This is a genomic window from Bifidobacterium ruminantium DSM 6489, from assembly GCF_000770925.1.
Lineage (GTDB): Bacteria > Actinomycetota > Actinomycetes > Actinomycetales > Bifidobacteriaceae > Bifidobacterium > Bifidobacterium ruminantium.
The window spans coordinates 90,334-101,666 of sequence record NZ_JDTK01000009.1 but is presented as its reverse complement, the minus strand read 5'-3'; the positions used below and the strand labels follow the sequence as shown (position 1 = coordinate 101,666).

Here is an 11,333-nt window from a genome sequence, read left to right as displayed (position 1 = left end):
GTCGAAAACGAGCCAAACGCGACCCGAAACCGTCGATGACACCATCATAGGACGCTAAAAACACGGCCAGGTGAACGCGAAAACAACAACACACGGCGTGTCGGAATCGCAAAGCCAAATGCGGATGAAGCGAAGACGCGAACAATGCAGCCATCTGCGCTATGAACGCTATATGGGATCCATAGCCTGACAACCGCACCAATGCAATATCAGGAAATACAGCGCCAAGAAAAAGCAGCACACGGATCCGAACGAAGGCAATGAGATACAAAAGCCGGGAGGCTCCATGTTCCACGGAGCCTCCCGGCTTGGTATTCAATTATTGGTTTTCAGTTATCAGCCAATCACTCGGCCTGAGCGGGCTCTGCAGCCGGCTCAATCGTGGCGACGGCCTTCTTGCGGCTCAGGTAGCGCTTGATGGTCAGGAACTCCAGACCGATCACGAGCACCGCAACCACGCCCCAGGCCACGTACATGGCGGTCTTCCAGATCGGGGTGGCGACCTTCGGCTCGCCATTCGCGTACTGCCAGCTGTTGGCGGCGGTGTACAGAATGTTGTGCGCGGCCTGACGCATCGCCTTCACGGAAGTGGCGGACTTATCGGTGATGTGGTTGGTGATCTTCGTGGTGGCGAGCATCGAGTCGTTGCCCGCACGCACTTCCTGATCGGCGTTCTGGTAGCCGTAGCCGCCGAAGTAATCGGTCAGGACGAAGCCCTTGAAGCCCCACTCGCCGCGCAGCACGGTCTGCAGCAGGTTGCTGGAAGCGCCGGCGTAGGTGTAGCCGATGTAGTTGAAGGAGCTCATCACGGCCTGGGCGCCGCCTTCCTTCACGCTCATCTCGAACGGCTTCAGATAGGTTTCGCGGATGGACTGCTCGTTGGCCCACGTGCACACCATGTTGGTGCGGTTGGTCTCCTGGTCGTTGAGTGCGAAGTGCTTCATGAAGGAGTACACGCCCTTGGCCTTGGCGCCGGCGATTTCGTTGGAGGCCATCGCACCGGAGAGCAGGGAGTCCTCGGAGAAGTACTCGAAGGTACGACCGGAGAATGCCGAACGGTGGATGTTCATGGCCGGAGCGTACCAACCAGCCACGTGCATGTCGTGAGCCATGTCGCCGATCATCTCACCGAACTGCTTGGCGAGATCACGGTTCCATGTGCAGGCGAACGCGGTGGAGGCTGGGAAGCCGATGGAGCCAACACCGGTGAAGTTGTTGTTCAGCGAGGCCGGGCCGTCGGCGTCGGTCAGCTGGATCTTGCCGACGGACTTCACAGCCGGAGTGCCGTAACCACCATTGGCGATCAGGTTGTCCATATCGTCGAAGGTGAGCTGGTCGAGCAGCTTGTCCCAATCGGCGTCGTCATAATCCTTGCCATACATCTGGTACAGCTTCAGGCCATTCTTGGCACCGGTGGTCGGCATCTCGTCCGAATCGTTGTCATACTTCTTCGGATCGTAGTTGCTGTTGTTGGTGAACTCGGCCTTGGCTTCGTCGCTCATCGAGAAGTTGGTCGGAGCGGCGGTGGCCTTGGCATAGTTCGCGAAGTGGCCCGCGCGAGACAGGTACGTCACGTCGCCGGCGGCGTAATCGAACTCGTTGGTGGCGGCCACGGCATCGCCGTTATGGGTGTTCGAGTCGGAATTGTAGGTGACGGTGTCCTTCACGGTGACCTTCTGATGGTCAATCACGTGGTGCGAATCGGACTGGATGGAGATGTCGTAATCGCCCTGCTCCAGCACGTACGCCTTAGCGTCCTTCTGGTCGTAGGAGGCCATGTCGTCATCGTCGAACTCGATATTCACGGTCTGGGAAGCGCCCGGCTCGAGCTTCTTGGTCTTTTCGAACGCAACCAGGTTCTTGGATGCCTTCTCGATGCCGACATCGGTGTACGGCGGGTTGTAGTAGACCTCGACCACGTCCTTGCCGGCCTTATCGCCGGTGTTGGTGACGGTCACATCGAACGAGATCTTGCCGTTCTTGTAGGAGACCTTGCCCATCTCCTGCTTGAACGTCGTGTAGGACAGGCCGTAGCCGAACGGGAACATGACGGTGTCGTCGTAGTTGATCAGACCTTCGTCGGCGGCGGTCTCATAGAACTTGTAGCCAACGTAGATGCCTTCGACGTAGTTGACGAACGTCGGGGTCACCGTGACCTTGTCGCCACTGAAGCCCATGTAGGAAGCAGCGAGATCATCCACATTGTCGTAAGTGAACTTGCCGTTCGTGCCGACGGACGAAGCGTTGCCGGCGGCGGTGCCATCGGTGTTGTTGAACACAGCGGTCTTGGTCAGGTCCTTCACGAACGTGTCGGAGGTCTTGCCGGACGGATTCACATCGCCGGCGAGCACCTCACCCAGTGCGGAGAAGCCGGTCTGGCCGGCCGGCGGGCACCACAGCACGGACTTGATCTGCGGATACTGGGATAGGAAGTCGAACTGGAACGCGTTGGCGCCGTTGTAGACGAGCGTCACCTTCTTGAAGTTCTTGGCGACCAGGTCGATCATGTCGCGCTCGGTCTGGGACAGCTGCAGGAAGTGCTCGCCATCCTTGAAATCTTCGTAGTCCTTGGAATTGTTGTTGTAGGTGATGCCCTTCGCCTTCATGTTCGTCGGCAGGTCAGCGCCTTCGCCGCCGACGCGGGTGATGGTGATGACGGCTTCGTCGGAGAAGTCCTTGGCGTCGGAGATCAGCTTGTCGGAATACTGCTTGGCCGGAACCTCAGGCAGGGTCCAATCCTGCGACCACATAGCCACCATCGGGCGGTCCTTGCGGTAGTCGGTGTACAGCTTGGTCAGCTCGGAATTGGTTTCGATGCCGGCCTGCTTCATGCCGTCAAGCATGGAAACGGTCTCGTACTGGTCGGACATGGAGCCGGAGCCGGTGCCGCCGTAAACCGGGTTGGTGGAGCCCCAACCGAACACGTTGACCTTCTTGTTGGACAGCGGCAGGTTGGAATCGTCGTTCTTCAGCATGGTGATGGCTTCCGACTGCACTTCCTTGGCCAGCTCGTTGGCTTTGGAAACGGTGGTGTCGGACAGCATGTACTTGGTGGTGGTCGCGTTGTTGAGCAGCGTGGAAAGCGGACCGGTCAGCATCATGGACACGGCCACGACGATGCCTACCAGCGCCACCAGCCAAGATTCGGAATGGACGATCTTACGGGTCGCCACTTCCTTGACCGTCTTCTTGTTGACGGCAAAAGTGATAATCAGCGCGAGCACGAACAGCACGCCAATCGCAATAAGGTACGGCGTCAATGAGCCGATGACGTTCATAACGTCAGCCATGTTGATTTGCAGCATGGTCTGCCTCCTCCTTGATTCTCATAACCAAACGACACGTAGGCTCCGATGCCTTTATCGGAACCGCGAAACCATTCAACACTGCCCCGCATCTCATGGTTTCGGTGAAGTGGCTGCAGATGCGTGCGGCAAGTGAAGACACTTCTTCATGTCGATGATTCGATTTCATCAGACTCCGGCGAACGATGCACGGCGATTCACCCAGCCTGTCGATTCGCGCGCATAATCTGCACGCCAAGTACCATGGGTGGCATGAGCGACTTAAGCGCAGCGAATCTGGAATCAGGCAGCCTGGTTGGCGGCTACACATTGATATCCCGACTTGGTTCGGGGGCAATGGGGTCGGTGTGGCGCGTACGCGATGACGGCGGGCACCAGTATGCGATGAAGATTTTGCGTGATTCCTTGTCCGACGATGACGATTCCGCGCAACGGCAGCGCGACCAACTGACCGCACGCGAGCGCCTGCGCCGGGAGGCGATGGCATTGCGGAAAGTGCGCCATCCGGGCGTATGCGGCATTGTGGATATGGAGCTGGATGATGCGCTGGCCTTCATTGTGACGGAATTGATCGAAGGCAAGAATCTGCGTGAGGACGTGCGTATCAATGGCCGTTATGTGGGCGACGATCTGGAACGTCTGGCGCGCAAGCTTATCGAGGCGGTGCGGGCGGTTCACGCGGCTGGCATTGTGCATCGCGATATCAAGCCGACCAATGTGATGGTGTCGAACACCGGCCCGGTGCTGGTGGATTTCGGCATTGCCATGGGCGAGGGCGAAAGCCATGTGACGCGTACCGGTCTGGTGATGGGCACTCCGGGCTTCATCGCGCCGGAGATCATCGACGGCGCCGAATCGGATGAGAAAACCGATTGGTGGTCGGTGGCAAGCGTGCTTGCGTTCGCTGCGACGGGCAAACCGGTGTTCGGCACGAAGCCGATGATGACCGTGTTGGAGCGTGCCGCGGCCGGCAGCGCCGATCTTGCGGGACTGCCCGCGGGCACGATGGCCGCGTTCCGTGCGGCGCTCAACCCTGATCGTACGAAACGTTGCTCACCGGAGGATTTGTTGCAGGCGATTGCCGTGGATGCGCTGAATCCGCAATCGTGGGCTACGGCCGGTAACGGGGACGAGACGGAGGCGATGCCCCCTTTTGCTGAATCGCCCGACAATCCTCGCATCTTGTGGCGATTGCAGGACGATACAGCCGACGAAGGCGCCGTCGGCACACGGCCACTACCGCAGCCCGGCGAAACGACGCAGGTAATCGACCTGCCCGGCATGGATGCGACGCAGGTGATCGCGCCCATTGGTGAAGCCGAGGACGATGCCGGAACCAGCGGTGAAGGTGGCAATTGGGCCGGTGACGAGGACAACGACAGTATCGGCGACGAAACGGAGATACTGCCTCCCGACGAACGCATAGGCGGCACACGGACACTGCCTCAATCGACACGGGTCATGCCGACGGCACAGGCCACGCGGACGCTGCCCGCGCAAGACGCGTGGAATCCGGCGGAGGAAGCGACGCGAATCGATCCGAATATCAAACCCGCCTTGCAACGCCTTGCCATGCAGCAACCGCCTTCCGTCATCCCGCAAAGCGATGTGGCCGCCGCACGGCAATCGCCCGCATCCTTCCAACCGGCGCAGCAGGCCATGAATATGCCGAATGCCGTAAATGCGCCAATCGCCATGGGGGAAGCGCCGAATCCCGCCGATGTGAAGCGCGGCGCGATGCTGGGGCGTGGACTGCTCCCCTGCGCGCTGATGGCGATTCCCATGGCCGTGTGCGGAATGTTCTCGCTGTGGATCGCATTCAGCGCCGCGCTGATCATCGCCTGCGCGTTGGCCGCCATCGGATTCAACACGGAGGCGCAGCTCGAGCGCGAGGGCAAGCGCGGCGGCGGAAGGAAAGGCTCCGATTGGCTGCTGCGACTGGTCGGCCTGCCCTGGCATGTGGTGAAAGGCCTTGGTATGGCGGTAGCGCGCACGCTGATCATGCTTGCCGTGGTCGCGTTGGGTCTGTCGATCGCCACCGTCGTGCTGCAGCTGCCGTACGCCATAGTGGACACGAACGTCCTCGGCCTGTCGATTCCACTGCCGACGTTGATAGAAGGACCCCTTTCCGAAAGCGGTCTGGCGCAGGCCGCATTCTGCGCGATCGGCTGGCTGGTGGCCGTGGTCACGCCCGGCGCTACGGTGATGCGATTGGGAGGCGGCGCTCTCCGGAAACCACCCGTTCTACGGCATCTGAATGAAATTCAGGAGCAATCTCGGGAAACTGGATTTCCAGCGAATTGATAGCTCGACACCGCTAGTATGGTGCGCAGCACAACATCATAAGAATTCATAACATCGAAAGGAATATTGATGGCCCAGAACAGCAAGGATGCGCAGAAGCGCGCCAGCCGCGCCGAGCGTAGGGCCGCCGAGGCCGCAGCGATGAAGGCGCGCGCCGAGCAGATGGAGAAGGAACGCAAGCAGCAGACGATCATCGGCGGCATCGTAGTGGCGGTGCTGGTGATTCTGGTGGCGATCGGCGCGTTCACCGTGTACCACAACATGCATAAGAAGGCCGAAACGAAGGCTTCCACCGAAACCGTGCAGGAAGCGTACACGGCGTTGCAGAAAGTGAAGAACACTCCGAAGCTCGTCGATAAGAAGGGCGGCCTGCTGATTTCCAAGAACGGCTACGGCAAGGCTGTGGAGGGCGCGCCGACCGTCGAGCTCTACATGGATTTCCTGTGCCCGGGCTGCGGCAACCTGCACCGCCAGCTCGACGCCGACCTGCAGAAGATGGTCGATGCCGGCCAGATCAATCTGGACCTGCATTTCATGGCGTTCATGGACCGTTGGTCCACCGACGAATACTCCAGCCGCGCGGCGAACGCGGCCATCTACCTGGCCGAACATGACAGCGACCCGAACCATCTGATCTCCTTCCTGGAGAAGGTCTACGCCGAGGACTTCCAGCCCGAGGAAGGCTCCTCCTACAAGTCGGTGAGCGACGACAAGCTCAAGGAGCAGATGATCGCGGCCGGTGCTTCCAAGGATGTGGCGGACAAGGCTTTCGGACGCGATTACCAAGATTGGCTTGACGCGATCGACACCTACACGCCGAAGCGTTCCGAGCTGTGGCATCAGACCGGCAGCTACAAGGGAAGCATGACCACGCCTACGGTGATCATTAACGGTGAATATTGGGATATGGACCAGCTGAGCGCCGCGCAGACGACCGTCAAGGATGGTCTGCTTGAATCGATCGGACTGAAGGCCGACGAGGTCGGTGTGGCAGGCAAGATGCCGTCCATCGGTTCCGAAAAGAAGCCTATTTCCGTCACCACAGGCGAGTAATATGCCCCCCTATAGCTACCGGCGTATCTCATAGGACAATCGCAAGTTGACTACCGTGGACGCGCTGGTTATGCTATTCAACGTTCCGTAGTATTTCCACACGACCACGGAACATGCCTCCTTAGCTCAGATGGCCAGAGCGGCCGCCTTGTAAGCGGCAGGTCGTCGGTTCGATCCCGACAGGAGGCTCGAACCCGCGTAGCGGGCTTGGACCTCTTACCACGGGTAAGTGCTCCAGAAGTCTTCCCCCAACTTGAGACTTCTGGCAAAGCGGACGAGGCGTTCCCCAACCTGTCTCGTCCGCTTGGGGGCAGGACATCCCCTTCTCTCCTGCCCCCTTTTTCTATTCTTCTTCCTTTCCCGGCAAATCCCATTCCCGATCGAACGTAAATGCGGTGGTACGGAGGAAATCCAAGGAAAACAACGGCGGCCAATCCGACTGAATCGCTACAATGACAATGTTGTCAACAATGCTGGAAAGAGGCCGCATGGCGAGAAGATGGACACCCAAGAGATTCGTGACGCTCCGCCGCGTCCGCGTCATGACATGCGTGGCGGCGCTCACCCTTACATCGGCGCTGGCGTTCGGCATCGGCGTGCGCAAATCCGTCGCATTGACCGTCAATGGCGAAACGAAGACCGTGACCACATATGCGATGAGCGTGGACCGGCTGCTGCAGGAACAGGGCGTGAAGATCAAAACGCACGACCTAGTGGAATCGACCAGCCCGACAAGCATGCTGAAGAACCATGATGTGGTGACCGTGCAAAGCGCGTACCAGACCACCATCACCATCAACGGCCAGGAAGTGCCGTTCTGGACTGTGGCGACCAGCGCCGAACAGCTGCTGGACTTCTTCAACCAGAACGAGACCGAAGCGGCGAAAATCACCGTCAATATCAACAACGTCTACAACAAGCTCACCGGCGGCTTGGTCATCAACCAGAAGGGACCCGTCACCGTCATCGCGGACGGCAAAAGCTCGGTGGCTCCGAACGGCAAGCTTCCCGCGGCCTCCATCCTCGATTCCAAAGGCATCACGCTGAGCAAGGAGGATCGCGTCAACGTCGAAAAGGACGGCGGGAAGACCATTCTGCGCGTCCGCAGGGTGACGCACGGCGAGGAGACGCGCACGAAGGAGGTGCCGTTCGGCACGCAGACCATCGTCGACCCGAGCCTGCAGCCGGGCGAGGTCACCGTGCGGCAGGAAGGCGAGAACGGCGAGATCCAGCAGACGTACGCCGTCACGTACGTGGACGGCGTGAAGGAAAGCGAGACGCTGTCCGACGAGAAGACCACGAAAATCGCCATAGACAAGGTCATCGCGGTGGGTCCTGCGAAATCCTCGTCCTCAGACGATTCCTCCGATTCGGACGATTCGGATAATTCGAACAATGCGAACGGTTCCGGCAAGACGGATGATTCCTCCGATTCGGACACGAAAAACGATTCGAACGCCAAGGGCGATTCCGGAAAAACGGACAGCAGCAACAAGAACAACGGCTCGAGCGACAAAAGCGATTCCGGCAACAAGAACGACACCGGCAAGACGGACACCGATAAGAACAACGGCAACGGTTCCGGCAACAGCCAGACAAATACCGACAAGAACGATTCCGGAAAGACGGACGCCGGCAACGGCAACGGTTCCAACACGTCCGGCTCCGGAAATTCGACGCCTACCCCAGCCCCGACACCCACGCCTACCCCGACGCCTACGCCGCAGCCAAGCGACCCTTCTGCCGGCTGCCGCCTGTATCATCCTTCCGCGGCGCAGGCGCAAGCCTACGCGGCCGGCGCGGCCGCGCAACGTGGATGGACCGGACAGAATTGGACGGACCTGGTCAAGCTCTGGAATCGCGAATCCGGATGGCAGTGGTACGCGGAGAACGCGTATAGCGGCGCATACGGCATCCCGCAATCGCTGCCGGGCAACAAAATGGCCGCCTTCGGCGCGAGATGGAAAGACGACGGAGCCGTGCAGATCGATTGGGGATTGAGCTACATCGCCCAACGCTACGGCACGCCCTCCAACGCGTGGAAGCACTCCGAGGAAACCGGATGGTACTGATCCCCACCTGCCATTGCGGGCGATTTCGTACCGGCATGAACGGATAATGAGGGAATGACAGAAAACGTGAACGATCATACGCAAGGCCATTTGTTGGGGGCGGCCGACATCCGGCGCATCGCGGCCGAGGCGGGCATCAGCCCAACCAAGAAATTCGGGCAGAATTTCGTGATCGATCCGGGAACCGTACGCCGTATCGTACGTGAAGCGGGCGTGACCGCCGACGACCACGTACTGGAGGTCGGCCCCGGATTGGGTTCGCTGACATTGGCGATTCTGGAGACTGGTGCCACCATGACCGCGGTGGAGATCGATCCGCCGGTGGCCGAGCGTCTGCCGAAAACCATCTCCGAATTCATGCCGGATGCCGTGGACCGTTTCCGCGTGGTCAATCGAGACGCACTGACGATCAACCCGGAGAACCTTCCCGACTTCAACGACGACGAATCCTTCACGTTGGTGGCCAACCTGCCGTACAACGTGGCGACACCGATCCTGCTCACCCTGCTGGAACGTTTCGACAATCTGGGCACCTTCCTGGTGATGGTGCAGAAGGAAGTGGCGGACCGTCTGAGCGAGAAGCCCGGTTCGAAGATCTACGGCACGCCGAGTGTGAAGCTTGCCTGGTACGGCACCGCGGAACGCGTAGGCGTCATCGGCCGCAACGTGTTCTGGCCGGCGCCGAACGTGGATTCCGCGCTGGTGCTGTTCAAGCGGCATCCGGGCGGACACACCCCCGACGCGGACAATGCCGACGGTTCCGTCGTGAATCGTGAAACCGTGTTCCGTCTCATCGATGCGGCCTTCGGACAGCGCCGCAAAACCCTGCACGCCGCTTTGAAGAAGATCGTGCCGGCCGAAGCGTTCGAACGTTCCGGCATCGATCCGACCCGTCGTGGCGAGACGCTCACCATCGACGAATTCGTAGCATTGGCCCGCGCGCTGGACGAGGTGTCCGCATGAGCGTCGTCATCGATTCCGTCAGCGTGGATTGCCCGGCGAAAACGAATCTGACCCTGCACGTGGGCCCCTCCCACGCCGAGTGGGGCGGCCGCCACGAGCTCGACACCATCTACTGCGCGGTCGGCGTGTACGACACCGTCACCGCCACGCGCAAGGCGCCCGGCACCGGCTTCTCGCTCAATCTCGAAGGCGCGTATCTGGGCGATCTGGCCTCCTCCGTCAGCGACATGCGCCGCAACCACGCCGTGTTGGCGCTGTTCGCCATGGCCGAGGCCAGCGGGCACGAACCGGACGTGGCGTTGAACATCAACAAACGCATTCCCGTCAGTGCGGGCATGGCGGGCGGCTCGGCCGACGCGGCGGCGACGATTCTGGCACTGAACGCCCTGTGGAATCTCGATTGGCCCATAGAACGTCTGCGGAAAGTCGCGTCCACGCTGGGCGCGGATATGCCGTTCTGCCTGACGGGCGGCTATGCGCGCGGCACCGGCTTCGGCGAGCGCATCGAACAGCTTGACGACGATGGGGACATCGTACGCGGGCTTAAGGAACGCGGCTTCGCCGGACGATTGCTGGTCGGCGCGTACCGTGCGGAACTGCGCACGCCGGAAGTGTATGCCACTTTCGATCAGATCGGCGCCGGCAAGGCAGACGACAATCATCTGCAGAAGGCCGCCATTGCCCTTCATCCGCGTAGCGGACAGGCCATCGAGGAGGCACTGCACGCCGGAGCCCGGCAGGCGTTCGTATCCGGTTCCGGCCCGTCCGTCATCGCTTTCGTGCCAACGGACGATATCGCCGCCGCCGTGCAGGCCGCATGGCAAGACAGCTGTTGCGTCGACCGCATCATCGCGACCAGCGCGCCGGCTCGTCCAATCGTGCATATCACCGCGTAACAGTATGGTTGTTGGCAATTGGTTTTTTCAAAAGGAACTCTCGTATGACCCAGGCTACTGATGAGCGCACAGCGCGCAAGGAATACATTCGCCGCCGTCAGAAGACGGTGTTCGGCATCGCCGGAGCCATTCTGGTGATCGCCTTGGTGATCTCCCTGCTGTTCTTCTTCCATGTCGGCGGTCTGGGCAACGTCAAATCGACCGCCGTGCAGCCCAATTACGGACATCAGGCTCCGTGCGCCATCAAGGACACCGACGGCAAGGCCAAGTACGTCGAGAACCGCAACATCACGTTGCGCGTGCTCAACGGCACGAAGTTCTCCGGATTCGCCAAGGCGGTGAGCGACGCGCTGCAAAATCGTGAATTCAACGCCCAGACGCCCGGCAACTACACCAAGAAGATCGACCGCACGATGATCGTCTTCGGCAAGAACGGCATAAACCAGGCGTACACTGTGGCAAGCAATTTCACCGACGCGATGCTGGTGATGGACGATCGTCAGGACCAGCTGGTCGACGTCGTCGTCGGCGCCACCTTCGACAACCTGGCGGATGTCAAGAGCGTTCCGGCGGCAGGCAAGCCGATCACCAGCATCAAGGGTTGCGTCGCGGCGGACAAGATGACCAATCTGTCCAAGGCCTCCGAGCACGATGCGGTGAATCCGCAGAGCTGATCGATTGATCAGCCGAACGGCTGAATGGCTGAGCATTAGAAAAGCCGACAAAAAGAACCCGCGTTC

The 11,333-nt window shown here is 60.2% G+C and carries 8 protein-coding genes and 1 tRNA gene; 7 read left to right on the top strand and 2 right to left on the bottom strand.

Annotated elements, in window-relative coordinates:
* Positions 1 to 295: hypothetical protein (locus OU26_RS10340; protein WP_206537852.1), on the bottom strand; the 295-nt coding region annotated here is incomplete at its 3' end.
* 49 nt (positions 296 to 344) lie between these two features.
* Entirely contained in the window at positions 345 to 3,305 is a 2,961-nt protein-coding gene (locus tag OU26_RS05245; RefSeq protein ID WP_026646636.1) for a beta-glucosidase, read from the bottom strand.
* A gap of 243 nt (positions 3,306 to 3,548) precedes the next feature.
* Here OU26_RS05245 and OU26_RS05240 point away from each other — a divergent pair, with 243 nt between their 5' ends.
* The 7 genes from OU26_RS05240 to OU26_RS05210 all read left to right on the top strand — a co-directional run bounded on the left by OU26_RS05240 (position 3,549) and on the right by OU26_RS05210 (position 11,267).
* Complete coding sequence (locus OU26_RS05240; RefSeq protein ID WP_081815637.1) at positions 3,549 to 5,609, top strand: serine/threonine-protein kinase; 2,061 nt, start codon at positions 3,549 to 3,551, stop codon at positions 5,607 to 5,609.
* A 69-nt stretch (positions 5,610 to 5,678) separates the two neighbouring features.
* Positions 5,679 to 6,662, top strand: coding sequence for a DsbA family protein (locus OU26_RS05235; protein WP_026646637.1), 984 nt, complete (start codon positions 5,679 to 5,681; stop codon positions 6,660 to 6,662).
* Positions 6,663 to 6,777: 115 nt separating this feature from the next.
* Positions 6,778 to 6,851 (top strand) — tRNA-Thr (locus tag OU26_RS05230).
* Positions 6,852 to 7,150: 299 nt separating this feature from the next.
* A complete protein-coding gene (locus OU26_RS05225; RefSeq protein WP_026646638.1) occupies positions 7,151 to 8,734 on the top strand; it encodes an aggregation-promoting factor C-terminal-like domain-containing protein in 1,584 nt (527 codons plus the stop codon).
* A 54-nt stretch (positions 8,735 to 8,788) separates the two neighbouring features.
* Positions 8,789 to 9,697 (top strand): 16S rRNA (adenine(1518)-N(6)/adenine(1519)-N(6))-dimethyltransferase RsmA, encoded by a 909-nt coding sequence (gene rsmA / locus OU26_RS05220; protein ID WP_026646639.1) that lies wholly within the window; start codon positions 8,789 to 8,791, stop codon positions 9,695 to 9,697.
* Positions 9,694 to 10,593 carry a 4-(cytidine 5'-diphospho)-2-C-methyl-D-erythritol kinase gene (locus tag OU26_RS05215; RefSeq protein WP_026646640.1) on the top strand — a complete coding sequence of 300 codons (900 nt, stop codon included), beginning with the start codon at positions 9,694 to 9,696 and terminating at the stop codon, positions 10,591 to 10,593. Before rsmA ends, OU26_RS05215 begins: the two co-directional genes overlap by 4 nt.
* Before the next feature lie 44 nt (positions 10,594 to 10,637).
* Positions 10,638 to 11,267 carry a LytR C-terminal domain-containing protein gene (locus OU26_RS05210; protein WP_026646641.1) on the top strand — a complete coding sequence of 210 codons (630 nt, stop codon included), beginning with the start codon at positions 10,638 to 10,640 and terminating at the stop codon, positions 11,265 to 11,267.
* Positions 11,268 to 11,333 lie beyond the last annotated feature (66 nt).

Bases quoted from the DNA above. Each gene is read 5' to 3' on its own strand.
- rsmA (WP_026646639.1), top strand. From the start codon at position 8,789: ATGACAGAAAACGTGAACGATCATACGCAAGGCCATTTGTTGGGGGCG.
- OU26_RS05215 (WP_026646640.1), top strand. From the start codon at position 9,694: ATGAGCGTCGTCATCGATTCCGTCAGCGTGGATTGCCCGGCGAAAACG.
- OU26_RS05245 (WP_026646636.1), bottom strand. From the start codon at position 3,305: ATGCTGCAAATCAACATGGCTGACGTTATGAACGTCATCGGCTCATTG.
- OU26_RS05210 (WP_026646641.1), top strand. From the start codon at position 10,638: ATGACCCAGGCTACTGATGAGCGCACAGCGCGCAAGGAATACATTCGC.
- OU26_RS05240 (WP_081815637.1), top strand. From the start codon at position 3,549: ATGGGTGGCATGAGCGACTTAAGCGCAGCGAATCTGGAATCAGGCAGC.
- OU26_RS05225 (WP_026646638.1), top strand. From the start codon at position 7,151: ATGGCGAGAAGATGGACACCCAAGAGATTCGTGACGCTCCGCCGCGTC.
- OU26_RS05235 (WP_026646637.1), top strand. From the start codon at position 5,679: ATGGCCCAGAACAGCAAGGATGCGCAGAAGCGCGCCAGCCGCGCCGAG.